This is a genomic window from Streptococcus sp. HJ1 (genome assembly GCF_052399005.1).
Classification (GTDB): Bacteria; Bacillota; Bacilli; order Lactobacillales; family Streptococcaceae; genus Streptococcus.
Genome location: NZ_CP199005.1, coordinates 907,201 through 933,392, shown reverse-complemented (window position 1 = coordinate 933,392; position 26,192 = coordinate 907,201). Strand labels below are relative to the sequence as shown.

General features: G+C 42.0%; 25 protein-coding genes and 1 tRNA gene. 3 read left to right on the top strand and 23 right to left on the bottom strand.

Annotated features, from left to right (window positions below; translation table 11 throughout):
- Positions 1 to 144: 144 nt before the first annotated feature.
- The 3 genes from ACT17O_RS04635 to ACT17O_RS04625 are packed head-to-tail and all read right to left on the bottom strand — an operon-like array spanning position 145 to position 3,042.
- The gene (locus ACT17O_RS04635; RefSeq protein ID WP_129313023.1) at positions 145 to 417 is read right to left on the bottom strand and encodes a PspC domain-containing protein; all 273 of its coding nucleotides are present in this window, start codon (positions 415 to 417) and stop codon (positions 145 to 147) included.
- A gap of 59 nt (positions 418 to 476) precedes the next feature.
- Positions 477 to 926: a SprT family protein gene (locus ACT17O_RS04630; RefSeq protein WP_129313025.1), complete on the bottom strand. Its 450-nt coding sequence runs from the start codon at positions 924 to 926 to the stop codon at positions 477 to 479.
- The gene (locus ACT17O_RS04625; RefSeq protein WP_129313027.1) at positions 913 to 3,042 is read right to left on the bottom strand and encodes a Tex family protein; all 2,130 of its coding nucleotides are present in this window, start codon (positions 3,040 to 3,042) and stop codon (positions 913 to 915) included. The genes ACT17O_RS04630 and ACT17O_RS04625 overlap by 14 nt, the downstream gene beginning before the upstream one ends.
- A 130-nt stretch (positions 3,043 to 3,172) precedes the next feature.
- On the opposite strand from ACT17O_RS04625, the gene ACT17O_RS04620 reads away from it, so the two are divergent.
- The 3 genes from ACT17O_RS04620 to ACT17O_RS04610 are packed head-to-tail and all read left to right on the top strand — an operon-like array spanning position 3,173 to position 5,022.
- Entirely contained in the window at positions 3,173 to 3,304 is a 132-nt protein-coding gene (locus tag ACT17O_RS04620) for an SPJ_0845 family protein (RefSeq protein ID WP_109290078.1), read from the top strand.
- Positions 3,305 to 4,210: a permease gene (locus ACT17O_RS04615; protein WP_129313029.1), complete on the top strand. Its 906-nt coding sequence runs from the start codon at positions 3,305 to 3,307 to the stop codon at positions 4,208 to 4,210.
- A complete protein-coding gene (locus tag ACT17O_RS04610; protein WP_109290080.1) occupies positions 4,207 to 5,022 on the top strand; it encodes a TIGR03943 family putative permease subunit in 816 nt (271 codons plus the stop codon). Before ACT17O_RS04615 ends, ACT17O_RS04610 begins: the two co-directional genes overlap by 4 nt.
- A 20-nt stretch (positions 5,023 to 5,042) precedes the next feature.
- Here ACT17O_RS04610 and ACT17O_RS04605 read toward each other — a convergent pair whose 3' ends face one another.
- The 20 genes from ACT17O_RS04605 to ACT17O_RS04510 form a co-directional block, all read right to left on the bottom strand.
- On the bottom strand, positions 5,043 to 5,654 hold the full coding sequence (locus ACT17O_RS04605) for a tetratricopeptide repeat protein (RefSeq protein WP_444817831.1): 612 nt from the start codon (positions 5,652 to 5,654) through the stop codon (positions 5,043 to 5,045).
- A 17-nt stretch (positions 5,655 to 5,671) separates the two neighbouring features.
- Positions 5,672 to 6,724: a hypothetical protein gene (locus tag ACT17O_RS04600; RefSeq protein ID WP_444817830.1), complete on the bottom strand. Its 1,053-nt coding sequence runs from the start codon at positions 6,722 to 6,724 to the stop codon at positions 5,672 to 5,674.
- 8 nt (positions 6,725 to 6,732) lie between these two features.
- On the bottom strand, positions 6,733 to 7,506 hold the full coding sequence (locus ACT17O_RS04595) for a nucleotidyltransferase domain-containing protein (protein ID WP_444817829.1): 774 nt from the start codon (positions 7,504 to 7,506) through the stop codon (positions 6,733 to 6,735).
- Positions 7,507 to 7,643: 137 nt separating this feature from the next.
- Positions 7,644 to 8,594 (bottom strand): bifunctional riboflavin kinase/FAD synthetase, encoded by a 951-nt coding sequence (locus ACT17O_RS04590; protein WP_444817828.1) that lies wholly within the window; start codon positions 8,592 to 8,594, stop codon positions 7,644 to 7,646.
- A 143-nt stretch (positions 8,595 to 8,737) separates the two neighbouring features.
- Positions 8,738 to 12,277, bottom strand: coding sequence for a chromosome segregation protein SMC (gene smc / locus ACT17O_RS04585; RefSeq protein ID WP_444817827.1), 3,540 nt, complete (start codon positions 12,275 to 12,277; stop codon positions 8,738 to 8,740).
- Positions 12,268 to 12,966 carry a ribonuclease III gene (rnc, locus tag ACT17O_RS04580; protein ID WP_444817826.1) on the bottom strand — a complete coding sequence of 233 codons (699 nt, stop codon included), beginning with the start codon at positions 12,964 to 12,966 and terminating at the stop codon, positions 12,268 to 12,270. The genes smc and rnc overlap by 10 nt, the downstream gene beginning before the upstream one ends.
- A 183-nt stretch (positions 12,967 to 13,149) precedes the next feature.
- Positions 13,150 to 13,221: transfer RNA gene (locus ACT17O_RS04575), tRNA-Arg, on the bottom strand.
- Between the two features lie 67 nt (positions 13,222 to 13,288).
- Entirely contained in the window at positions 13,289 to 14,275 is a 987-nt protein-coding gene (locus ACT17O_RS04570; protein ID WP_000931170.1) for a GMP reductase, read from the bottom strand.
- 198 nt (positions 14,276 to 14,473) lie between these two features.
- A complete protein-coding gene (locus ACT17O_RS04565) occupies positions 14,474 to 15,253 on the bottom strand; it encodes an L-threonylcarbamoyladenylate synthase (RefSeq protein ID WP_000160506.1) in 780 nt (259 codons plus the stop codon).
- A 26-nt stretch (positions 15,254 to 15,279) separates the two neighbouring features.
- Positions 15,280 to 15,873: a 3-isopropylmalate dehydratase small subunit gene (leuD, locus tag ACT17O_RS04560; protein WP_000410641.1), complete on the bottom strand. Its 594-nt coding sequence runs from the start codon at positions 15,871 to 15,873 to the stop codon at positions 15,280 to 15,282.
- 9 nt (positions 15,874 to 15,882) lie between these two features.
- Entirely contained in the window at positions 15,883 to 17,265 is a 1,383-nt protein-coding gene (gene leuC / locus ACT17O_RS04555) for a 3-isopropylmalate dehydratase large subunit (protein ID WP_125391286.1), read from the bottom strand.
- Between the two features lie 3 nt (positions 17,266 to 17,268).
- A complete protein-coding gene (locus tag ACT17O_RS04550; RefSeq protein WP_000700091.1) occupies positions 17,269 to 17,538 on the bottom strand; it encodes a DUF1294 domain-containing protein in 270 nt (89 codons plus the stop codon).
- A complete protein-coding gene (gene leuB / locus ACT17O_RS04545; protein WP_206285478.1) occupies positions 17,535 to 18,572 on the bottom strand; it encodes a 3-isopropylmalate dehydrogenase in 1,038 nt (345 codons plus the stop codon). The genes ACT17O_RS04550 and leuB overlap by 4 nt, the downstream gene beginning before the upstream one ends.
- Before the next feature lie 11 nt (positions 18,573 to 18,583).
- Positions 18,584 to 20,146, bottom strand: coding sequence for a 2-isopropylmalate synthase (locus ACT17O_RS04540; protein ID WP_049484175.1), 1,563 nt, complete (start codon positions 20,144 to 20,146; stop codon positions 18,584 to 18,586).
- A 314-nt stretch (positions 20,147 to 20,460) separates the two neighbouring features.
- Positions 20,461 to 21,117 (bottom strand): MmcQ/YjbR family DNA-binding protein, encoded by a 657-nt coding sequence (locus tag ACT17O_RS04535; protein WP_247952086.1) that lies wholly within the window; start codon positions 21,115 to 21,117, stop codon positions 20,461 to 20,463.
- Between the two features lie 43 nt (positions 21,118 to 21,160).
- A complete protein-coding gene (locus tag ACT17O_RS04530) occupies positions 21,161 to 21,793 on the bottom strand; it encodes a copper homeostasis protein CutC (protein WP_314977582.1) in 633 nt (210 codons plus the stop codon).
- Positions 21,794 to 21,886: 93 nt separating this feature from the next.
- The gene (locus ACT17O_RS04525; protein ID WP_001220350.1) at positions 21,887 to 22,246 is read right to left on the bottom strand and encodes a YbaN family protein; all 360 of its coding nucleotides are present in this window, start codon (positions 22,244 to 22,246) and stop codon (positions 21,887 to 21,889) included.
- Between the two features lie 106 nt (positions 22,247 to 22,352).
- Positions 22,353 to 24,440 carry a type I DNA topoisomerase gene (topA, locus tag ACT17O_RS04520; protein WP_444817825.1) on the bottom strand — a complete coding sequence of 696 codons (2,088 nt, stop codon included), beginning with the start codon at positions 24,438 to 24,440 and terminating at the stop codon, positions 22,353 to 22,355.
- A gap of 117 nt (positions 24,441 to 24,557) precedes the next feature.
- On the bottom strand, positions 24,558 to 25,406 hold the full coding sequence (gene dprA / locus ACT17O_RS04515) for a DNA-processing protein DprA (protein ID WP_125391281.1): 849 nt from the start codon (positions 25,404 to 25,406) through the stop codon (positions 24,558 to 24,560).
- An 80-nt stretch (positions 25,407 to 25,486) separates the two neighbouring features.
- The gene (locus tag ACT17O_RS04510; protein WP_061427525.1) at positions 25,487 to 26,110 is read right to left on the bottom strand and encodes a hypothetical protein; all 624 of its coding nucleotides are present in this window, start codon (positions 26,108 to 26,110) and stop codon (positions 25,487 to 25,489) included.
- Positions 26,111 to 26,192 lie beyond the last annotated feature (82 nt).

The following is a 26,192-nucleotide window of genomic DNA, read 5'->3' as shown; positions in this document are numbered from 1 at the left end:
TATCAAGCAATTTCGCTATCAATATTTTACCATAAAAGAAAGGCAAGAAGAAAACCCTTGCGGATGCAAGGGTTAAAATTCACTTCTTTTTCTGACGTCTTTGAGAAATAAGGAAAGTGTCTATAAACTATTTTCAAATCTGACTCACCAAAACCAACCATCGTTGTCTTCAATGGCTTGGGCTTCCTTGCGTTTGCGTGGTCCTGTTCCGTACATTTCGGCTTCGATTTCTTCCTTAGTTGGCAGGACAGAAGCAAGGATGATGTAGATTATCACACCAATTCCAAAATTTGCCACGGTAAAAATGGCGAAGAGAAAGCGGACTAGGGTTACATCAAAATTCCACTTGTCTGATAGACCAGCTAAAACTCCCGATACCATGCTGTTTCGTTTCATTTTATAAAATTTTGTATTCATGATTGTTTCCTCTTTCGGTATTCTTACAAGTAGTATAGCATGAATCAGAACTATCAACATCAGTCCTTAGGCCGATTTATGATAACGAGTTTACCTCGACAAACTCCACAGCGATAGCGTTTGGTATCAATTCTTCTCTTACGCTGATAACTTTGCTGGCAATATTGGCACTGATAGACTAGGTAGGTACTTTGAGATTGTGTTTTCAAAGGTGGTACAAAGCGCAGTCCATCCACTTCTTTCAATAGTTCCTTAAATTCTCGGTCCTTATGGCGATAACCCTTTTTCTGAAAATAAAGGTGATAGTGACATAGTTCATGGCGCACGATTTTACGAAAGACTTCCAAACCTAGTTCATTATAAACCTTGGGATTAAAATCCAAATGCCCATCCTTGGGGAAAAATCGCCCACCTGTCGTTCGCAGACGAGAATTCCACTGGGCTTGGTGGGTGAAAGGTCTACCAAAGTCTTCTAGTGAAACAGACTGAACGTACTCAGTTAGATTCATCTGGAGCGAGGAGCGACAGATTGACTTTTTCACGTTCCGTATCGATTTTCTTAACCCAGACCGTTACCAAATCTCCCACTGACACCACTTGGCTGGGGTGTTTGATAAATTTACGACTCATATGGGAAATATGAATCAGGCCGTCCTCGTGAATCCCGATATCAACGAAGGCACCGAAGTCAACGACATTACGCACCACACCTTCCAGCTTCTGGCCGACTTTTAAGTCTTTGATATCCAAGACATCTTGACGGAGAACTGGAGCATCAAAAGAAGCACGGAAATCACGACCCGGTTTTAGGAGGTCAGCAATAATATCCTTAAGGGTTTCTGGTCCAAGTTCTAGTTCTTGCGCCATTTCCTTGACAGAAAGGGACTTAAGCTTGTTTTGTGCTTCTTCATTCAAGTCCTTGATATCCAAGCGTTTGAAGAGCTCCTTGACTGCAGCGTAGTTTTCTGGGTGAACTCCTGTATTATCGAGGATATTGCTACTTTCAGGGATACGAAGGAAACCAGCTGCCTGCTCAAAGGCTTTTGCACCCAGACGAGGAACCTTCTTGATTTGAGCACGTGAAGTGATTTTGCCCTCTTCCTCACGATATTTGACGATATTTTCAGAAATGGTTTTATTTAGTCCAGCTACGTGGGAAAGAAGAGCTGGGCTGGCTGTATTAACATTGACACCGACTTGGTTTACCACGGTATCGACGACAAAGTCCAGACTTTCAGACAGTTTCTTCTGACTAACATCGTGCTGGTATTGCCCGACACCGATTGACTTAGGATCGATTTTAACCAATTCGGCAAGGGGATCTTGCAAACGACGGGCGATTGAGATAGCAGAGCGTTTTTCAACGGTTAATTCTGGAAATTCCTGACGAGCAAGTTCACTGGCAGAGTAGACCGAAGCGCCACTTTCATTGACGATAACATAGCTGACTTCTGGAAAATCTTTCAGAACTTCCGCCACAAAGGCTTCGCTTTCACGGCTGGCTGTTCCATTTCCGATGGCAATAATTTCCACACCGTATTGACCGATCAGGTCGGCTAAATCTTTCTTGGCTCCCTCAATCTGACGAGCTGAGGCTGGTTTAACAGGATAAATGACCTGGGTCGTCAGCATTTTCCCTGTTGCGTCAACAACAGCCAGCTTGGCACCTGTACGAAAAGCAGGGTCAAATCCTAGAACCACGCGCCCTTTCAGTGGAGCAACCAAGAGGAGATTGCGCAGGTTGTCAGAAAAGAGTTGGATAGCTCCTTCTTCTGCTTTCTCAGTTAACTCTGTCCTAATGCGTCGTTCGATAGCAGGCAAGACCTTTTTCTTAACTGACTGTTGAACAACTTCATCTATATAGGCATTTTTCACCTTGAACCGGGCAGCAAAGAAAGCAAGAATACGATCCGTCGCATGTTCAAAGCCAACTTTCAAGATGCCTAATTTTTCCCCACGATTGAGAGCCAAGGTACGATAACCCTGCATGTTAGCAACTGTCTCTGAAAAATCATAGTAAATCTGAAAAACTTGTTTTTCATCGAGACTTTCATCTTTGACTTGCGAAGTGATTTTAGAATGTCTCAACACTTCCTGATAACTCATAGCACGTAAATTGACATCTTCCGATAAGGCTTCGACTAAGATATCAACCGCACCTGCCAAGGCTTCTTGACCAGTCGCAAATCCTTCACAGACAAACTTCTCAGCTTCTTTCTCTAAGCTAGTAACATTCTGCAAAATCAAGCGAGCAAGAGGAAAGAGTCCAGCTTCTCGGGCAATAGTTGCCTTGGTCCGACGCTTTTCCTTATAAGGAAGGTAGAGTTCTTCTACGTCTGCTAATTTTTCAGCTGCCAGGATAGCTGCTTCCAATTCCTTGGTCAGCTTGCCTTGTTCTTGAATCTTAGCCAAGACAGCTTCCTTACGGTCATTGAGATTTGTCAGACTTTTATCCAAGTCGATAATGGCCTTAATCGCCACCTCATCCAGACTACCAGTCATGTCCTTGCGATAACGCGCGATGAAGGGAATTGTCGCCCCCTCAGCCGTCAAACTTAGAACAGTATCGATTTGCTTTAAGGTTACACCCAAATCTTGGGAAATTTTTCCATATTTTTTATCCATAAATCTATTATACCATAAGGGACAGCCCTTGTTTCGTCCTACCCTTTTTTACCTCTTTGATTATCAAAATAATCCCATTTCCACAAAATAATAGTATAATAGAGGTAGAATGTAGAAAAGAGGTAGGCCCATGGCTGTTAAATTTACAAAAACCGACGACTTGGATAAGATGTTTGAAGAATTCGCCAAACTTCCTGACTTAACACAAATCACTTTCCCAGATGACAAAGACAAAAAAGAAAAAGTTGAGAAGAAAAAATAGATGACTGTTTTCCAATCTCTTCCTCCTAGTGTATTACAAGCGGGGGCAATCTTTCTCTCCATCATGATTGAAGCCCTTCCTTTTGTTCTAATTGGGAGTCTCATTTCAGGCTGGATTGAGGTCTATATCACACCTGATAAAGTTTATGAGTTTCTTCCTCGAAATCGTTGGGGGAGGATCTTTTTTGGTACCTTCATTGGCTTTCTCTTTCCTTCTTGCGAATGTGGAATCGTTCCGATTATCAATCGTTTTCTGGAAAAGAAAGTGCCCAGCTACACAGCGGTTCCTTTTCTGGTGACTGCTCCCATCATCAATCCTATCGTTCTTTTCGCTACATATTCTGCCTTTGGCAATTCAATAAAACTTGCCTTCTTGCGAGCTCTGGGAGCTATTGTGATTGCTTTGATTCTGGGGATTTTCCTAGGATTTTTCTGGAAGGAACCCATTCAAAAAGAGAATCCTATCACTTGTCATGAACATGACTTTTCACACTTGAGTCCCTCTAGAAAAGTGTTTCAGGTCTTTATACAAGCTATTGATGAGTTTTTCGATATGGGGCGTTACTTGGTCTTTGGCTGTCTCTTTGCGGCTATCGTGCAGGTCTATGTCCCGACTCGGATCTTGACCTCTATCAGCGCAAGTCCAGTCCTTGCGATTCTCTTGCTCATGTTTCTAGCCTTTCTCCTCTCTCTTTGTAGCGAGGCGGACGCCTTTATCGGTGCTTCTCTCCTCTCGAGCTTTGGCCTAGCGCCAGTCCTTGCTTTTCTGGTCATTGGCCCCATGCTTGATATCAAAAATCTCCTCATGATGAAACACTATCTAAAAGCACGCTTCATCTGGCAATTCATGGGCATCGTGACAGTGCTTGTTTTGCTTTATTCTTACATGATGGGGGTGATGCTATGATCCGATTTATCATTCTACTAGGTTATTTTGCTCTGACCCTTTATCTGCAGCTATCTGGCAAGCTCAGTCACTACATTAACCTCCACTATTCCTATCTAGTCTATATCTCTATGGTCCTTTCTCTTCTGTTGGCTCTGGTCCAATTCTATATCTGGATAAAGAAAATCAACTCTCACAGCCATTTGGAAAGTCGTCGGGCTAGACGAATCAGCATCCTTTTACTGTCACTACCTCTCTTGATTGGAGTTGCCTTTCCGACAGTAAGTTTAGACTCGAGAACCGTATCTGCCAAAGGATATCATTTCCCACTTGCTGAGGGAATCAACACAGCCATTCAGGCAAGCGAAGGAACATCCAGTCAATACCTCAAACCCGATACCAGCACCTATTTTTCCAAATCTGCTTATGAAAAGGAAATGAGGGCTACAGCTGATAAATACCTCGCCCAGCCAACCATTCAGGTTACAGATGAAAACTATATGGAGGTCATGGAAGTTCTCTATGACTATCCTCAAGAGTTTGAAGGAAAGAAAATCGAGTTTACAGGCTTTGTTTATAACGATCCTAGCCATCCAGATAGCCAATTCCTCTTTCGCTTTGGGATCATCCACTGTATCGCAGACTCTGGTGTATATGGACTCCTAACTAAGGGAAACTCACGCCAGTATCCTGATAATGCTTGGATCACCGCTAGAGGAACCCTGACCCTCCAATACCATAAAGAACTCAAACAAAAACTCCCAACACTGGAAGTTGAGAGTTTCACAAAAGTAGACAAACCAGAAAATCCTTATGTCTATCGTGTGTTTTAATAAAAAGTAGCCTTTTCAGGCTACTTTTTATTATCTAGAAATTTTCTAACCTCTTGAGCACCAATCTGATCGCCTGCCTTTTCAAAAAGAGCGATAGCTTGTAAAAAATTTTCATGTGATTCTTCAGGATTTTGTATCGAACCAATCTCTCCTAAACCTCTATAGGCACAAGCTTGGGCAATTAAATCATCTGTTTGCAAAGCTTGTTTTAAGGACTGTTCCATATACATGAATGCCTCTGCTACTTTTCCTAGCTTTAATCGTAAATAACCTTGCTCATAATTGTTAACAGAAGATTTGAGGGTATCCTCTGTAAAAGCTTCTTCAATGACTTTTTGCTCTCTTTCGATATAGAAAAGGGCTGTTTGAAATTCATTCATTTCACGGTAAACCATGGCTAACTGATGATAGCCTATATGTTCATTTTCTGGGTCGCTTTTAGTTCGTGCTAAGTCAATGTAACGCTGATAGATATTTAAGCACTCGTTGTATTTTTGCTCTTCAAGATAAATATACCCCATCAAATTTAACAAACTAAAATCCGTGCAAGTTTCCAATGAAAAATCAGCTTCAACTAATTTTTTAGCCTCTTCAATCTTGCCCTCAAACAATAAATCCCATGCTTGATTCATACATTTTCTCCTGCATCTTATGTTGTATAGAAATCTATCGACAAATCGCTATCAGACTCGTATTTTTTCCAGACTAAACTGAAGCCATAATAATCTTCAAATTCAGGGTGCCAGTCATAATAAAGTGGGATACGACTATACTTTCTTGCTACAACTTCGTCTTCAAATTCTGGCGACTCCCCTGCAGTAATACCAAATTGAAGACCATTTAGTTCCCAGCTATTGCCCCAAACATTTTCATCAGAGAGAACATCGATCCATCTCGAGGCATCAATATCAAAATCTGCACATAACTCCAATTCATAGAATCTTCTACAATTAATCTCTGAAGGCTTAATATAAAGGGCACCATCAACTTGGTACTTTTTATCGCTGACTTGAATCTGTGTGATTTTCATTGGAATCGGAACTCCATTTAATTCTAACCAGAAATAGCCTAAAGGAGTTTTGATACTATAATATGTTTGCTGAGAGTTGGGGTTAGCGTTTTTAGAGCAAACATCTAGAATTCTTCCTAGCTTTTTTAAATTTCTAAAAACGTTTTTCGAAGTGATTGGGTCGAAATGTGAATACCTACGAATGACACGTTTTAACTTCTCAACAGGAAAAGTGATATCCTTTGGTAGGGCATGATACTTCTGTACAACTAAAGCAGTTTTTTCAGTATTTTCCTTCCCTACTGGAACAATAACAGCGTGCCCAATATGGATACTTGGGTCATCGCAGATATAAGTATAGCCATTCCCTCCCTCTTGAAACTCAACGACAACAAGATTTAACTCTTGATCTGGATCAAAGAGAGGCTCTACCTTTTCTACTTCCTGGCGCTCATAAAAAGTAAAGCGATCTCTATCCCCGTATTCACCAAAAACCATGAAACTGCCACACTCAGGGCACTTCCACATATAAAATGAGGCCTCTGAAATGTCTTCATAAGAAATTGAATCATTACCATCTTTTTTATTCATGATTTCTACTAAGAACTCATCCGAATAAACTGAATAAGCATTTGGATCAGGCGCTCTATGGTTGTTCATTGCTTGCCCGCATTTACATGTCCATTTACCCATAAAAAACCTCAGTCGTGGCCTAATTCTTCAAGGAAAAATTGATTTAGAGCTTTCCAGTCTTTCTTTTCCTCTCTAACACTTTGAACGTATGCATCCAACTCTTTGATATTTTTGATGATGTAGTATTGGATCGGCATAATCGGATCAATTTCCATACCCTCAGGTCCCTTTACCTTGATATCAAGCAATCTTGATACATGCTCTTTCATCTCATCAGGAAGCAATTCTTTGACCAAATCGTCAAATAAAATTGGAGGAACAGAATGGTATTTTTCAATCCAACGACAAGCCAAAATAGGACGCAGCGCATAGAAATACTTTTTAGGTTTGACCTTGTCTCCTGAAAGATACTTATTCATTTGAGTTCTAGCAGTATTCAAGTAATGGTGGAGCATTTTCTTCTCAGAAAAGTACTGGTTGGCCAGAGGACGTAGGCGCTCGATAAAATCCGTTTGTTGATAGACAATTGGTGACTGTAACCATTCAAACAGTGTAGGATTTGACTTATAAAGGAGTTTTAAAGTCTTGTCTAAATCCCAACCACTCACATCCCAAGTATCGTCAATTGGTAGCTCGATAACATCACGCTGTTCATTTAAACGGAGATAAAAATTTTGCTTGTGTTTGTAGATAAATCGCACATCAAAGTCACTATCAGGAGACTCAAATCCCCAAGCACGACTACCAGACTCAATAGCCCACAAAACTTTGACATCGAAATCACGCTCAATTTCTGCTAATTTTTCCGGTACCAGAACATTCATTTCTTCTTGCGTTTGCATAATAAAGCCTCGTCTATAATTAGGACATAAATAGTTGCTAAAATAGGTAACTAAGAGGACTGAAAGTGCGTTATATCAAACTTTCAAAACTACTAGAAAAAAAAAACTAATCCTTCTAGTAGATTTTCAGACGTTTTCTATACCTCAGCCCCTTGAATGACAGACTCTCCATCCTTCCAGTTTCGAGCAATCTCTTCGTCTTTCTGGAGTTGGTCTACCAGTTCCTCTACGGAGTCAAATTTGACCATATCGCGAACACGGTCCAGCCAGTAGACCATGACTGTCTCACCGTAAATATCGTCTGAAAAGTCGAAAATATTGACTTCAAAACGTGGTTCTTCTCCATCAAAGGTGACATTTTTGCCAACGCTCGCCATTCCACGATATCTCTGACGTTGCACTTCGATATCGACTACGTAAACACCGTCCGCTGGCATGTAAGTTCGGTCTCTTAGGACCAGATTGGCTGTTGGATAACCGATAGTACGCCCACGAGCATTTCCATGAACGACCATTCCGCGAGATGGGAGCGGAGTGCCGAGCAGATGATTGACTTCCTTTACATCTCCATCAAGAATAGCCTGACGAATCCGTGTAGAACTAATCTTGCCCTTTTCGTCTTCGACCGGAGGAACAATGATGATCTCTCCATCAAAATAATCCTTCAGGTCATCCGCAGTTTTCTTATCAGAGCCAAAGGTGTAATCAAATCCTGCTACGATAATGGCTGGTTTTAAAGCTCTAACATAAGTATCAAAGAATTCTTGACCCGTTAAACTAGCAAATTTGCTACTAAAGTCGAGTAAGAATAGAGCCTCTACTCCATGCCATTTCATCTTGTGCTCCCGTTCTTCGTGATTGACGATATGGAGCATGAGTTCAGGTTGGTAAGGTTGTAAGGCAAGTTTTGGCGATTCTGTAAAGGTCATCACGACAACTGGCAGATAATCCTTCATAGAAGCCTTGCTAGCTACTTCAAAGAGTTTCTGATGTCCCTTGTGGATGCCATCAAAATAACCTAGTACAAGGACTGTATTACCTGGTACTGCAATATCTTTTTCGTTCTTAATAGGTACTGTTGTAATCATGAAACTATTATATCATAGAGAAAGTCTTTTCGCTAAGAGGAAATCCCAAATGTCGTTTTTTGCGCCTGAACTGACCTTGATGGACAATTCAAGCTATGAGTTTTAAAAAATAGCACCTCCTAAGAGATGCTATCATTTGATAACTAGTCTACTGTTTCTTCCAAGTCTTTTAACTTAACCGAAACAATCTTAGACACACCTGATTCTTGCATGGTAACTCCATAGATAGAGTCCGCTGCCGCCATCGTCCCCTTACGGTGGGTTACGACGATAAACTGACTATCCTTGTCAAAGCGGTTAAGGTAATCCCCAAAACGTTTGACATTGGCTTCGTCCAGCGCCGCCTCTACCTCGTCCAAGATGACGAAAGGAATAGTCTTAACTCGGATGATTGAGAAGAGCAGAGCCAGAGCAGATAGGGCTTTTTCACCACCACTCATGAGGTTGAGAGATTGGATTTTCTTACCTGGTGGTTGAACAGAAATCTCCACACCAGCTGTTAAAAGATCGCCCTCAGTCAATATCAAGTCTGCCTGACCACCGCCAAACATCTGTCTAAAGGTCACTTTAAAGGACTCACGAATCGCCTCAAAGGTTGATTTAAAACGTTCCTTAACCTCATCATTCATCTCTGTGATGGTCTCAAGGAGCAGGTTTTTCGCAGACAAAATATCATCTCGTTGGCTATTGAGGAAATCCAAACGATTGTGGACTTCTTCGTACTGGTCAATAGCATCTAAGTTGACAGGACCCAGTGAGCGAATAGCCTTCTCTAAATCCTTAACCTCTTGCTCTGCCAGAGTGAGATTTTCCAGTTCATGAGCCTTTTCTAGCGCCTCTGTGTAACTGATCTGGTACTGGTCAGTTAATTGAGCTTGTAGATAGCGCAAGCGTTCGCTGACCTTTTCCTTCTTGGCTTCAGCACGTGTTTGCTTGCGAATCCACTCTTCATTCTGCTGGCGAGCCTGATCCAAATGGCTGGCAATATCATCCAGTTGACCCTCGATATCATCCAATTCAAACTGCTTGCGAATCAGACCTTGTTGAAGATTGGCTTTCTGAGTTTTGGCCTCTTCCACCTGCTGGTTTAGCAAATCCGTATCCACTTTCTCAAGATTATCAACCTTTTCTTGAAGGAGACGCTGGATTTCTTCTTGTTCAAGATTGAGGTTATCTAATTCCTTACCTAAGCGTTCAATATCAGTCACTTCATACCGCTTTTGTCCTTGCAGTTCTGACTTAAGCAAGCGCGCTCGAGAAATCTGTTCCTGCAAGTTTTGATAGCGTTCTTGAATAGCGTTTTTGTTAGACTTAATCTCTTCAATCTCAGCTTCCAAATTTTGCTTTTCTCTAGCAATAGTAGCAAGGCGCTCTTGGCATTTTTCCTTATCCGCTTGCCAATCTCCTTCAGTAAGGCGATTTAATTCCTCTTCTTGAAGTTTCCAAAGCGTTTCCAGTTCTTCGACCTGCTGATTGGTTTGTTGATAAGCAAGATACAAGCCTTGCTCCTGAATACGAGCTTGCTCACCCTGAGATTTGATAGCTTCTAATCTTTCTGCCAATACCGCCATCTCATCTTGCAAGGTCTTCAAACTCGCTTCTTCTGACCGCAAGTCAGCTTCTTCTTTAGCAATTTCTTTTTGTAATTGCTCCAGCTCTGGCTTGATGAAAATACTGTTGTTTTGACGATTGGCACCCCCCGCGTAGGAACCACCTGTGCGCAATTCGGTACCATCAAGCGTCACCATGCGAACCTGATAGCGAACTTGACGAGCTGCGGCACGCGCATGTTCTACAGTATCAAAGATAGCCGTTGTAGCAAGCAAGTTTTTGAAAATGGCTTCTAGTCTCTTATCAAACGACACCAACTCATCTGCCATTCCCAGAAATCCTGGACTTGCTGCGATAGCATCTTGATTCTGACTAGAAATGGTACGAGCCTTGATAGTCGTCAGTGGAAGAAAGGTTGCACGACCAGCTCTGTTACGTTTTAGGAAATCAATCGCCTTGGTTGCCGCGTTTTCATCTTCTACGATGATATGCTGACTGCTAGCTCCAAGCGCAATCTCTAGGGCAGTTTGATAATGCACATCAAAGGTCAAATGTTCACTGACTGCACCAATGATCCCACCAAGACGGGCTTTTTCTTGAAGAACACTCTTAACACCCGCATAAAAATTACTATGATTTCTTAGGATGTTTTCTAAACTCTGGGCTCTAGCCTGCTTGTTTTTGAGACTGTCTAGACGATCAAAGAGTTGGCTCTGCTGGGCTTGGTAAGAAACTTTCTGCTCCTCTTGTTCCTTGGAACTAGCTTGGTAGTCTGCCAATAATTTCTGAACCTGCTCCTTGGCAGATTCAAGCTCAGCCTGTTGTTGACTGGCCTTCTCTTTAGCTGTAACCAGTTGTTCTTTCAACTTCTCAAGTTGGTCTGCTTGTTTTTGAGATAGTTGACGGCTGTTTTCCAACTCATTCTCGATGCGGGTCAGTTGGTTTGAGACATCCGCTTCTTCTTGTAAAAGAGCGACAAAGCGTTCGCGCAAGAGCTCAATCATCTGGTCAGGATCATCTGAAAAAGCTAGCAATTCTGCTTCTAAGTGATTGAGTTCCTTGTTATTTTCAGCTAGACTTTCCTCTAACTGTTCCAAATTCCCTTCTTTTTCAGCCTTTTCCTTACTTAGAGCCTTCCTCTTATCTTCCAAAGCAGTCAAACGGGTTTGTGCTTCTTGTTGATTAAGGGCAACTTGCTCGGATTCCAGTTTGGATAGGGCTAGTTTTCGCTCTAAGTCACTGATCAAACTAGTCAAATCCATCAAACTTCCTTGATCCTTGGCCATTTGAGCTTGGAGATCCTGGCGTTTCTTTTTAAGACTTTGATTTTCCTCTTCTAACTCTTCACGCTTTTGGTAATAACTGGTCAAGAGTTCCTGAACCTGCGTTAACTCTTCTTCTGTTAGCTCTAGTTCAGTTTTGTTTTCCTTGATTTGGGCAACCAGTACATCCAAATAAATCGTCTTGCGTTGACCATCCAAGTCAAGAAACTTGCGCGCATTCTCGGCTTGTTTTGCAAGGGGCTTGATTTGATTGTCCAACTCGTAGATAATGTCCTCTAAGCGGTCGAGATTGTCCTGAGTTTGTTGCAGTTTGCTTTCTGTTTCTTTTCGACGAGTCTTGTATTTTAAAACTCCAGCAGCTTCTTCAAAAATAGCGCGGCGTTCTTCGGGCTTGGAGTTAAAAATTTCCTCAACCTTCCCTTGGGAAATGATGGAGAAGGAATCCCGACCCAAACCGGTATCCAAGAAGAGGTCGTGCACATCACGCAAGCGCACTTTTTTGCCATCAATCCGATACTCGCTATCACCACTACGATAGATATGGCGTTCTACCTTAATGACTTGCCCTGCATCCTTGATGAAGCCATCTTCATTGTCTAAGGTCACGACAACAGAGGCATAATTGAGCGGCTTACGACTTTCGGTCCCAGCAAAGATAACGTCAGGCATCTTGCCACCACGAAGGCTCTTGACACTAGACTCCCCCAAGGCCCATCGCAGACTTTCTGTGATATTTGATTTTCCAGATCCATTTGGCCCAACGACAGCAGTCACACCTTGGTCAAAGACGACCTTGGTCTTGTCAGCAAAGGACTTGAATCCCTGAATCTCAATTTCCTTTAAATACATGAATTCAGCCCTTTCTCAACTGCATTTTTTGCGGCCTCTTGCTCTGCTAATTTTTTAGAACGGCCTTGACCTTTTCCGATACTCTTGCCCTCAACCAGAACTTCTACATCAAAAACCTTGTCATGGGCAGGCCCCGTCTCAGAGGTCACCTGGTAACGAATATCTACATCTCCATTGACTTGGAGCAACTCTTGCAGGTGTGTCTTGTAATCCTTAATCATTTCAAAGTCACCTGCTTCAACCTTGGGGATCATGACCTGATAGATAAACTCTTTTACTCTAGCAACATCCTTGTCTAAAAGCAAAGCACCCAGAAAGGCTTCAAAGGCATCACCAAGAATGGTGTCACGATTGCGACCACCAGACTTTTCTTCTCCTTTTCCTAGCTTGATAAACTGATCAAACTGGCAATCACGCGCAAAACCAGCCAAACTTTCCTCACGGACAATCATAGCACGGAGTTTAGACAAATCTCCCTCTGGTTTCTTAGGATATTTTTTATAAAGATATTCTGAAATCAATAATTGCAGAACAGCGTCTCCTAAAAATTCCAAGCGCTCATTGTGTGAAATTTTTAAGAGGCGGTGCTCATTGGCATAACTCGTATGAGTAAAGGCCGTTTCCAGTAAGTTTTTGTCTGCAAATTCGATTGCAAAACGCTTCTTTAGTACAGTTTGTAATTCTTTCATACCAACCTCTTTCTAACTGATAACAGTCTCTTTTATTATAACAAAAAAAGCCCCCTGAGTCACTTTAAAACGGGAGTGAAGGGGATTTGAACATTTTTTAGAACAAACTTTTTATTTTTAGGGGAAAACTTGGGGCGTGATAAAGAAAAAAGCCTTATGTAAGGCTTTCTTAGACTTTTTACATCCACCCTGAGGGAATCGAACCCCCATCTCAAGAACCGGAATCTTACGTGATATCCATTACACTAAGGGTGGAAACTTGTCTTATTATAACAGAAATTTGCTCTAATAACAAGTTTTTTATGGGTGGACTAAGCGTCCATTAGTGGGATGCATCCCCGTTCCAGATAGAGTTTTTCACGATCACATAATCAACGTGTTTGAGGTCCGCAACCTTGCGTCCACCTGCGTAGGAAATAGCACTTTGCAAGTCCTGCTCCATCTCAGTAAGGGTGTCTTGCAAATGCCCTTTAGCAGGCAGTAAGATGCGCTTACCTTCCACATTTTTATAGGCTCCTTTTTGATATTGAGAAGCTGAACCATAGTATTCTTTGAACTGTTCGCCATCGACTTCAATCGTCTTTCCTGGGCTTTCGATATGTCCTGCAAAAAGGGAGCCGATCATGACCATGCTGGCACCGAAACGGATAGACTTGGCAATATCACCATGAGTACGAATCCCACCATCAGCGATGATCGGTTTACGCGCAGCCTTGGCACACCAACGTAGGGCAGCCAACTGCCAGCCACCTGTACCAAAACCTGTCTTGACCTTGGTAATACAAACCTTACCAGGACCGATTCCAACCTTTGTTGCATCCGCACCAGCATTTTCCAATTCACGAACAGCTTCTGGTGTTCCCACGTTACCAGCAATGACAAATGTATCTGGTAATTCTTTCTTGATGTGTTGGATCATAGAAATCACGCTATTCGCATGACCATGAGCAATGTCAATCGTGATATACTCAGGAGCATCAGCCTTGAGTTGGCTAACAAAGTCATACTCGTAATCCTTGACACCGACAGAGATGGATGCAATAAGGCCTTGATCGTGCATGCGTTTGATAAAAGGAATGCGCCCAGCCTCATCAAAACGATGCATAATGTAGAAGTAGCCACCTTTAGCCAGTTGCTCTGCTACGTTCTCATCCAAAATCGTCTGCATATTTGCTGGCACAACAGGTAGTTTGAAAGTGTGATTTCCAAGTGTGACACTCGTGTCTGCTTCTGCACGGCTTTTTATGACACATTTATTTGGGATCAACTGAATATCTTCGTAATCAAAAATTGGAAATTCATTTAACATATCGATGTCTCGTTTCTTTTGTAATGACCTACCTATGCTTGCGCATCTCTACGCCTTTTGCGACGTTTCCTTAATTTATTATAAACCAAAGTACAGTTTTTGTCAAATAATTTCAATTATAAAACAATATCGTTCGGTTTTTGCTTTGAAAATAGAAAGAGAAAAAAGAGAGATTAAATTCTCTCCTCTTCTTCAATCTTAATAATACTCACCTTGACGGTAGTCCCATGAGTTAAAGGTATCTGACAAATGCATCATGATTTTATCAATGTCAAGCCCTTTACGGATAACGACTGGTGCTGGTGAGATTGAACGGTCTCCTCCTTGTTCTGGGATGAGTTTTCCGTCCTTATCGACCATAGAAACCATCACACCTTGCTCGTAGCGCGTTTCAATCGTTTTGTCAGGTTGGATTGAAGCAACGTAGTCATCTGCTTCTATGACAAGGTCCACTGCTCCTTCGATACGTTCTCCGATTCCTTCTACCTTACCACGGTTTCCTTTTCCAGATGGGTTGGCTGATGAGGCGTAGACCATCTTGCCTTCTTCCCAAAGTTTAGCAGCCAACTGTTCACCAGCTTTACCAAACTTGATGACAAAACAGCTAGTACCACGAACGTCTGTCATGAGTTCTTCACGGCCATCACCGTATGCTTTGAGTTTTTCAAAAGCTTCTGGTTTCCAAGGAAGGATACAACCAAGGAGAATGTCTTCATCCCAATGTTTTTGGTAGAAGGCTTCAATTTCTGGGTTGAGTTGTGCTAAAGCGCGTAGCTCGTCCATGCTACCACAAAGTACAACACCTGGTTTGTTACGGTTACGCTCTTTAGCTTCAAATTTGCGTTCAAGTCCTGCTTTATCGCTCGTCATGATAATGTAACCAACTTTTGTAGGGCATACAATGCACCCACCCTCACCTTTTAAAATGTCATAGCCTTCTTGTGAAAGTGTTCCGTTCCATTGAATGTGTTTTGTCATAATTCTATATTTCCTTTTCTATTTTTCTATTCCTGCCAGTAGGCCGGTCGTTGTTTTTCATAGGCAGCAATCAAATCTTCATACTGCAAAGTAATACCGATATCATCCAAACCATTTAAGAGCTTGTGTTTCCACTCGCTATCTATTTCGAAAGTGAATTCTCCAACTGGTGAGATGATTTTTTGTTGTTCCAAGTCCACAGTTACCTGGTCAGTCGGTTTGAGTTGGGCTAGTTTCTCTCTAACCTCCCTAGGCTGGACAATAGGCAGCATGCCATTATTGAGTTCATTATTGTAATGAATATCCCCAAAAGAACCTGCAATCACGACCTTAAAACCATAGTCGGCTAGAGCCCAAGCTGCGTGTTCTCTCGAAGAACCTGCCCCAAAGTTATCCCCTGAGATGAGAATACTAGCTTTACGATATTCAGGTCGGTTAAAAACAAAGTCTGGGTCCTCAGTGTAGTTATCGTCCAGATAACGCCAAGCATACATGAGGTACTTTCCAAAGCCTTTTTTATCAATTAACTTGAGAAACTGCTTGGGGAGTATTTGGTCGGTGTCGATGTTATCATTCATGAGAGGAACGGTCGTTCCCGTATAAACTGTAAATTTCTCCATATCCTCTCCTTACTGGGCCTCTGGCATTTGCCGAACATCTACGAAGCGCCCTGCGATGGCCGCCGCCGCTGCCATAGCTGGACTGCAGAGATGGGTTTTAGCACCAAATCCCTGTCTGTCTTCAAAGTTGCGGTTACTGGTTGAGGCACAGTGAACCCCATCAGGGACCTTGTCAGGATTCATCCCTAGGCACATAGAGCAACCTGGGTCTCGCCACTCAAAACCAGCATCTAGGAAAACCTTATCCAAGCCCAACCTCTCCGCAGCTCGTTTCACAGGACGAGAACCTGGTACTACGATTGCTGTTAGATTGGGAGCAATTTTCTTCCCTTTGACAAATCGCGCAGCCAGCTGTAAGTCACTGATTCGAGCATTGGTACAAGACCCGATAAAAATATAGCCTAGTTCAATGTCCGCTGGCTTTTGACCAGGCTCCAAGTTCATGTAATGATAAGCTCGTTCATCATTCATATCCTTAATTTCTGGGAAGCTACTGTCAAAGTCGACGCCCATAGCAGGATTGGTTCCCCAGGTCACCATAGGAGCCAAGTCTGAGACATCCATCTGGATAACCTTATCATAAACAGCATCATCATCGCTGACAAGGGTCTTCCAGTCGGCAACTGCCTCCTCGAAATCCTCTGGAACACATTCTCGTCCTTTGAGATAATCATAGGTAGTTTGATCTGGATTCATGATGCCCATCTTAGAGCCAAACTCGATGGACATATTGCAGATGGTCATTCTCTCTTCCATGGTCAGTGCATCAATGGCTTGTCCACGATATTCCACCACATATCCTACACCACAAGCAACGCCATACTTGGCAATTAAAGCGAGAATGTAATCCTTAGAATAAACTCCTTTTTGAGGAACACCAGTGAATTCTACCAGCATTTTCTTAGGTTTAACTTGCCAGAGTGTCTGGGTAGCAAAGACATGCTCGACCTCACTGGTCCCAATCCCAAAAGCGATAGCTCCGAAAGCTCCGTGAGTAGCTGTGTGACTGTCTCCACAAACGATGAATTTTCCTGGTTGGGTCCGTCCTGTTTCTGGACCTACCATGTGAACGATTCCCTGCTTTTCAGAACCGTGGGCAGCATGTTCAATCCCAAACTCCTCAACATTTTCAGCAAGCTTATCAATTTGAGCCTTGGAAATGACATCTCGAATATCATAGATGTTGACCGTTGGTACATTGTGGTCAAAGGTCCCAAATGTCAAGTCTGGTCGTCTCAATCTGCGGCCTGCATCTCGTAATCCTTGAAAAGCTTGGGGACTAGTCACTTCATGAATATAGTGCTGGTCCACATACATGAGTTGGGGCTGCCCTTCTTCTCCTGTGATGACATGACGGTCCCATAATTTATCAAAAATCGATTTTCCTGCCATCCATTACCTCCAAATAAAATATAAGGCTACTAGTGTGGTCACCATCCCGAGAAACCAAACTGTTTTGAAATACCATTTTCTAGTCTTGTGGTGAAAGGTGATTCCTGCCAACCAGGCACCAAAACCACCACAAGTAAGGGCTAAAATGAGTAAGATTTTCTCTGGGACGCGCCAAGCACCTCTTCTTGCCTTGGATTTGTCAATGCCATAAATCAAGAAAATCAGCAAATTCCAAATCAAGAGGGCAAGCGTGATTCCTTCATTTATCTTCATAATCTTTCAATGATGGCTTCTGTCATTTCCTTAGTAGAAGCCTGTCCTCCAATATCTCTTGTTAAAATGCCAGCCGCTAAACTAGCTTCAACAGCACGCTCGATACGCTCTGCATCCTCATAACGTCCAAAACTGTCTCTCAGCATCATGGCAACTGACAAAATCATAGAGATAGGATTGGCAATTCCTTGACCTGCAATATCAGGTGCTGAACCATGAATAGGCTCATAAAGACTTGGCCCCTTTTCAGAATGACTGGCTGATGGCATGACGCCAAGTGTGCCTGATAGAACGCTTGATTCATCAGATAAGATATCTCCGAAAAGATTCTCCGTCACAATGACATCAAACTTGGCAGGATTAGTAATAATAAGCATAGCAGCTGAGTCCACCAACTGGTGTTCCAAGGTCACATCTGGAAAATCCTGCGCAACTTCCTCAGCTACTATCCGCCAGAGTTTTGATGTCGCTAGAACATTTTGCTTATCGATACTGGTAACGAGTTTTCTGCGACTTCTTGCAATTTCAAATGCCTTGCGAATGATCCGCTCTACTTCCTCATAGCTGTAGTCGTTGATATCACGGGCTTTGCGCTCTTCAAGGATATGATCCCCAAAGTAGATACCACCTGTCAACTCACGCACCACGACAAAGTCTACACCAGCAATTCGTTCTGGTTTAAGTGGTGATAAATGCTTGAGACTATCAAAGATTTTTACAGGCCGAATATTGGCATAGAGATTGAGTTCCTTACGAAGAGCTAGCAAGCCTTGTTCAGGCCGAATAGCTGCACCATCATACTGGGGACTACCGATAGCCGCAAGGAGAATAGCATCTACTTCTCTACATGCCTTGAGGGTTTCATCAGGTAAGGGATGCCCCGCAGCATCAATACCTGCACCTCCAAAGGGGCATCTGTCTATCTCATAGTCAAAACCTGTTTTTGAAGCTAGAGCTTCTAGAACTGCTAAACCAGCTTCCATGATTTCTGGACCGATTCCATCCCCTGCTAGAACTACTATTTTCTTTGTCATAGCCATCTCCTTTACACACTAGGCATGTCTCGGTAGGAAACGCTATGCCCCATCTCACCTGCATTCTCTTTTTGAACAAAGGTATTAGCATTGATATAAGCAATAGCCGAAGCCTTCAATACATCGAAATCGAGACCTGCTGCGTTAAAGATGGTTTCTGTATCTCTGTTTTCAACAGTAACCAAGACACGAGCTTGAGCATCAATTCCATCTGTCACAGCATCAATGGTATAGGACACCAAGCGGACAGATTGGTTAAAGAACTTATCGATAGCGTTAAAGATTGCCTCAACGGAACCTTGTCCTGTCGCATTAAATTCGACTTTTTCACCATCCATATTAGCCAGACTAACAAGCGCTTCAATGTCATTATCTGCATGGGTTTGAAGTTGCAAATCATCAAAGTGGAAGCCTTCTGGATTTTCAACCATGGTTCCAGCTACCAGAGCTCGAATATCTGCATCTGTGATTTCTTGTTTCTTGTCAGCCAGTGCCTTGAACTTAGCGAAGAGTGGTTTGATATCCTCTTCTGTAAAGTCTAGAGCCAATTCTCTTAGTTTTTCAACAAAGGCATGGCGACCAGACAATTTACCAAGTGGAAGGCTATTACTCTTAACACCGACCAATTCAGGTGTGATGATCTCATAAGTGAGAGGATTTTTAAGGACTCCATCTTGGTGAATGCCCGATTCATGAGAGAAGGCATTACCACCAACCACAGCCTTGTTTTTAGGAACTGGAATACCAGAAAAGCGAGAAACCATTTCAGACGTATTCATTGTTTCATCCAAAACAATATCACTAGTGGCTTGGAAGAAATCCTCACGAATCTTCAAAGCAACAGCTACTTCTTCAAGAGCAACATTACCTGCGCGTTCACCGATACCATTAATAGTTCCCTGGACGCGTCCAGCACCGTGTTTAATTGCTGTCAAAGTATTTGCAGTTGCCATACCGAGATCATCGTGACAGTGGACACCAAAGACAACTTTATGATCTGATTTAATATTTTCAGTCAAGTGATCAAAGATACGTGCAAACTCTTCTGGAGTCGTAAAGCCAACTGTGTCAGGGATATTGATATAAGATGCACCTGCATCGACCGCTGTTTGAACGACTTGTAATAGGAAATCCAACTCTGTTCTAGTCGCATCTTCAGGAGAGAATTCGACGATTTCAAACTTAGAACGTGCGTAAGAAACATGCTCCTTGATAGCTTCTAAAATCTCTTCCTTGCTCTTATTGAGCTTATACTTGCGGTGAATCGGACTGGTAGCGATAAAGACATGAATTTGAGGATACTTGGCATCCTTAAGAGCCTCATAACAAGCATCAATATCAGATTTTACAGAACGAGCTAATCCTGTCACTGCTGTTTTTTTCATGGCTTTAGCAATTTCTTGAACAGCTATAAATGAATCTGGACTAGCAGCCGGAAAACCAGCTTCAATTACAGAAATTCCCCATTTCTCCAGCTGTCTTGCAATAGAAACTTTTTCCTTTATTGAGAAGTTAACACCAGGTGTTTGTTCCCCATCACGAAGGCTTGTATCAAAAAATTCAACTTTACGCATAAGATTTCCCCTTTTCCAAATGTGGTTTTAAAAAAACATCTCGCTTAGAAGCCCAAGCGAGATGTTGATTTACTCCCGCTTGGTAAGCCAAACAGGACTAATGCTTTTGCACTAGCCCGAGTACCTCAACAACAAAGCGAATTGATTAAACTTAGCTGTTTTCATGTTTGACTTTCTCCTTCGTTTGATATCTTGTTTAGTATTTTAGCATAGGAAAAATCTCTTGTCAAGAAAAAATCCATTATTTTCTGAAAATTTCTTCAGTAAAGAATATTTTGCTAATTGAAAGTATTTGAAAAGTCAAGTAACTTTCCTTATTTTTTCACGGTTAAGTTCCAACTTTTTTCGATGAGTTCTATCACTTCTTCATCTTGCAAACTATCATCAAGTGCCAGACTAAGCCAGTAGCGTTTATTCATATGAAAAGCTGGATAAATACCCTTTTGTGAAAACAGATCAGCTACTTGGTCGTGTTTGAGGTTGACTGCTTCGACTAGCCCTTCTCTCCCCTTTTCCAGCTTATCCCATGGGATTCTCATCAAAACAGCATACCACTTTTGATTGCCTTCATGACGCAATACAGCTGTATCAGGCGACTTTTCCCACAGATACTCCAACTGATCACCATACTTTTCCTGAACCTTATCCATGATACGCTTAGTCTGAGGGCAGATAAAATCCTGTACATCAAAGCAAGCCTTCCGAATCTGGTAAAGAATCTCCAAACAAGCCTCACGGACACTTGCAACAAAACTCCCACGCATGCTTTCCATATGAACTTGAGGATAAAGGTCACCCGTTTCCTGATCAAAAACCTGAAAACTCACATTATCAGGAGTGATAGAGACTGTCATGGAAAAGTCACCTTGCAAAATCTGGCAACTATAGTTCCATACTTCCCCATTTTCTACAAAACCATAGGCATGGGCTTTTTCTTTATTAAACTGATAGGAGTTAAAAATTTCAAACATAAGTGAAAACTGCTACCAAAAGCTAGCAGTTCCTTTCTATTTTTTAAAAGACAACCTTGGTTCCATGCAATTGTGTCACGCCCAGCTGGTCAATAAAGGTTTGACGGTTGTCCAAGTCAATCCCCCCACCTGGTAAGATTTCAATTTTACCAGCTGCATGTTCTAAAATTCTGTGATAATGAGCGAAACGTTTCTCTAGCGAGTCTCCAGACACACCAGCTCGAGTTAAGATACGAGTGACACCGGCTTGGCTGAGCCAGTCAATGGCTTCTAACTGGTCTTCATCACTCAATTCATCAAAGGCCATGTGAAAGACAATTTCCATTCCTTTAGATGCGGCAATCAGCTTCTCAAGATTAGGCTTATCTAACTTTTTATCAGCAGTTAATGTCCCAAATACAACCCCTTGACTTCCAGCCTGTGCAGTCAAACGAATGTCTTCTAGCATGATCGCTATTTCAAGATCAGTATAGACAAAGTCGCCACCACGGGGACGAATCATAGTCATGATGGTGCTATCATAATTAGCTGCCAATTCAACCGCTGCCTTGGTCACTCCATAACTTGGCGTTGTTCCTCCTACAGCTAGATTATCACAAAGTTCGATTCGACGAGCTCCAGCCTGCATCGCTTTTTCAAGCAAGGTCACATTTTCAGCGCAAAATTCGTAAATCATTTGATTCTCCTTGATGTTTTCTTTGAATTTATTATATCATATTATTTTAAATAGGCTTTCATTTTTATCAAGGCAAATAACTACTATTTTTATCTATTCTTTGTCAGGAATGACTTTAAAGAGATAGTAGGTGATAAAGATAGTCAAGGCTCCCAGACCGATTTTGACTGGCAAAAGAGGAGCAAAATAGATAGAAATTCCCATCAAGATATAGATAGAAACGATGATTTTTTTCTTTCGTTCTCGCGCGATTGACTTGGTTTCCCGAAAGTCAGCTACATAGGTCTGATAAAGCTTTGTATGATAAAGCCAGTCTTCAAAACGCTTAGAAGATTTTGAAAAGCAAGCGATAGCTAACAAAAGAAAGGGGGTTGTTGGTAAAAGTGGTAAGACAACTCCAATAACAGCTAAAGCCAGTGAAATAAAGCCAATACAGAGATAAATGATACGCATGATTTCTCCTAGATAAATTACTCTCCCTCTAGTTTCGCATACAAGGGGGAAATTTGTCAAGCATCAACAAAAAAGAGCCTGAAATTCATTTTCAGGACTCTGCATTTTATTTAATTTTCTCTTCTTCGTAGTCGCCATTACTACATACAACCTGCTTACCACCACCACGGACTTTTTTCTCCACAAGGAAGTGTCCGCATTTTGGACAGTCACGGCCAATTGGTTTGTCCCAGGAAGTAAACTCACATTCTGGGTAACGATTGCAACCATAGAAGATACGATTGCGCTTGGTTTTGCGTTCGATGATTTGTCCTTGATGACAGCTTGGACACTCGACTCCAATCTCTTTGACAATTGCTTGTGTGTGACGGCAGTCTGGGAAATTACTACAAGCATAAAATTTACCAAAACGACCGAGCTTAATCACCATCGGACTGCCACAAACTTCACAGTCAAATCCAGCTGGCTCATCCTTGATCTGGATTTTTTCCATTTCGGATTCAGCCTTGGCCACTTCTTTAGAGAATGGTTTATAAAATTCATCAATGACCCGTTGCCACTGCTCTTTACCAACTTCGACATCATCCAGTTTTCCTTCCATCTCAGCTGTGAAGGTCACATTTACGATATCTGGGAAATATTCAACAATGAGTTTATTAACAATTTCCCCCAACTCTGTTGGTTCAAAACGTTTAGCTGCCAGACGAACGTAGTAACGTTTTTGGATAGTTTCAATGGTCGGAGCATAGGTTGACGGACGTCCAACTCCATTTTCTTCCAAGGTCTTAATAAGTGTCGCTTCTGAATAGCGAGCTGGCGGTTGGGTGAAATGTTGCTCTGGCTTGCTATTGACCTGCTTGACCACATCCCCAACTGCCATATCTGGCAACATCTTGTTCTTGTCAGAGTCATTGTAAATAGCAAGATATCCATCAAACTTAACTTGGCTTCCATTTGCCGCAAACTGAACCCCCTTTTGAGAGAGCTTAACAGCCATGGTATCAAAGATAGCAGCTGTCATCTGGCTAGCCACAAAACGGTTCCAGATAAGGGTATAGAGCTTGAGCTGGTCTTTGTCCAAGTACTTAGCGATGCTTTCTGGTGTGTTAAAGACACTAGATGGGCGAATGGCTTCGTGAGCATCCTGAGCACCTGAGGCATTCTTGATCTTGCTACCATGCTTGGAATACTTGCTACCAAAACGGTCGTTAATGTAGCTTGCCGCTTCATTCTGAGCCACAGGACTGATACGAGTCGAGTCTGTACGCATATAGGTAATCAAACCTTGCACGCCCGATCCGATATTGATCCCTTCATAGAGCTGCTGGGCCACCATCATGGTCTTTCGAGTACGGAAATTAATCTTGTTAGCCGCATCCATCTGCATGGTTGAAGTCGTATAAGGTAGGGGCGCATTGCGTTTGCGTTCTTTCTTATCTACCTGGTCTACTGTGAAATCTTTACTAGTCAAATGGGACAAGACTTCTTTGACCTCTTCATTGGTGGTCAATTTCATCTTTTTGCCATTCATACCATAGAAAGAAGCCTGAAATTGCTTGGTTCCCTTCTTAAAAACACCATCAATTGTCCAGTATTCTTCCGGTTGGAAGGCATTGATTTCATTTTCACGGTCAATGATGAGTTTAAGGGCAACTGACTGCACGCGTCCTGCTGATAAGCCCTTCTTGACCTTTTTCCACAAAATTGGCGAAATTGAATACCCCACCAAGCGGTCTAAGACACGACGAGCTTGTTGGGCATCGACCAAGTCCATATCAATCTTACGAGGTTCTTTAAAGGCATTTTTTACTGCGTCCTTGGTGATTTCATTAAAGACTACACGGTTGGCATCATTCTCATCCAAGTTGAGAATGTGAGCCAAATGCCAGGAAATTGCTTCTCCTTCACGGTCCGGGTCACTCGCTAGAAAGACTTTATTGGCCTTTTTAGCTTCTTTTTTTAAGTCATTGATGAGAGGACCTTTTCCTCGGATATTGATATACTGTGGTTCATAGTTATTTTCAATGTCGACTGACATACTGGATTTCTTCAAATCACGGATATGCCCGACACTGGCTAAAACCTTATAATTTCTGCCTAGATATTTCTCAATCGTTTTCGCTTTAGCAGGCGACTCCACGATGACTAGATTTTTTTTAACTGTTGATTTTTTCTTCTTTGTTGCCGTAGCCACACTATCACACCTTTTCAAAGTAATAAACTTTATAAAGTGTAAACCATTTTTCTATAGCTGTCAAGACCTAAGTCCTATATATAGAAGAAAAGTTTATCTGAGTGAACAAATTTCTCCTTAAAATTCAAACTCAGCCAGCACATCTTGACCACTGGAAATCAGCTTTGCTCCCTCTTGAATCAGGTGGTGGCAACCATCTGAATGGCCATCAAGAATGTTCCCTGGAATAGCAAAGACATCGCGTCCTTCCTCCATGGCGCGCTCACAGGTGATGAGACTACCAGAACGCATCCTTGCCTCTGCTACAATCACACCACGGCAAAGGCCAGCAATGATACGATTACGAGCTGGAAAGTGAAATTTCAAGGGCTCGTCACCAGGTCCATACTCGCTAAGTACCAAATGGTGATTGCCAATGTGTTCCTGCAAACGTTTATTGGCGCGGGGATAAAAAACATCCAATCCTGTTCCAATCACTGCAATTGTTCTTCCTCCATTCTGGAGTGCAGCCATATGGGCAGCCGTATCAATCCCTTTGGCCAAACCACTGACCACGATTAACTCGTTTTCCAAACCTTGAATGACTTTCTGGACCGACTTTGCTCCCTGACTAGAACATGAACGACTCCCTACAACAGCAACCTTTGGAAATTTCAACAGGTCTAGATTTCCTTTATAAAACAAGAGCGCTGGAGCATCATAAATCTCACTCAGATCCCAAGGATAACAGTCATCAAGAATAGAAAAGGATGGAAATTTCTGAAACTCCTTCTCCAACTGTGCATCATCTATCTGGAAATAGCGTTCCATAAAGACAGTAGGATTACGACACCCAGATATTTCTGCAATATCACCTAGCAAGAGCTCCTGATCTACAGTCTCATCGTATTCAAGAACTGTTAAAATTTGTTGATTGCTCAGCCCAGCTTTTCTCAATTTGTAAATCTCATAGTTTGTGATCTTCATATACAACTCCATTTCTTTTTCTACTCATCTATCTATTCGTAAAAAAAATAAAAAGAAGACCAAGGATCTTCTTTTTTCATTTATTCAGATTTAGTAGTTGACCAGCTACTTTCAATCATCGGTAAGATTGTTTTTAAAGTTTCCCCATCCCCTTCAAGTGAAACATAGCGGATTTTACCATCATTTGATCGGAAAACCCAGGTAACGAGGTATTTCCCTGACTTAGCAATTGCATTGACAACATAGGCTTCATAGCCTCCAATGGTCGATTTGGAGCCCCAAACCTTACTGAAATCAGAGCTTTGTTCTTTAGAAGTTAAAATACTAGATGAGACAGTCACAACATCCAGTTTAGCATATTCTTCTTCGCTGATATTAAACTGCTCAGCCTTGAAGGTATTCAGCGTAACAATGTTGATATCTGTTCCATCACAATACTGTATATCATTTCCACCTTCTACTTCATGGAATCGAACCCATGATTTGGGTACCTTGACAAAGCCATACTCATTCGAGCCGATGATTTGCGTCTCTTCCTTTTTCGCTTCAGAAACAGCAGAACTAGAGCTACTTGTTTCCTGACTGCTAGAAGAACTAACAACCGCAGTCGAATTTTCTTCGGTTGCTGTTTGCGATTTATTGGAGCATGAAGCTAAAAAAGCACTAACAGTAAGTACAGTACCTAAAATTAATAATTTTTTCATCCTACCACCTTTCCATCTGCATTATAAGAAAAATAAGGACTTCTGTCAAATTCTAACCTGATCGATTCTGTTAGTTTCCGAT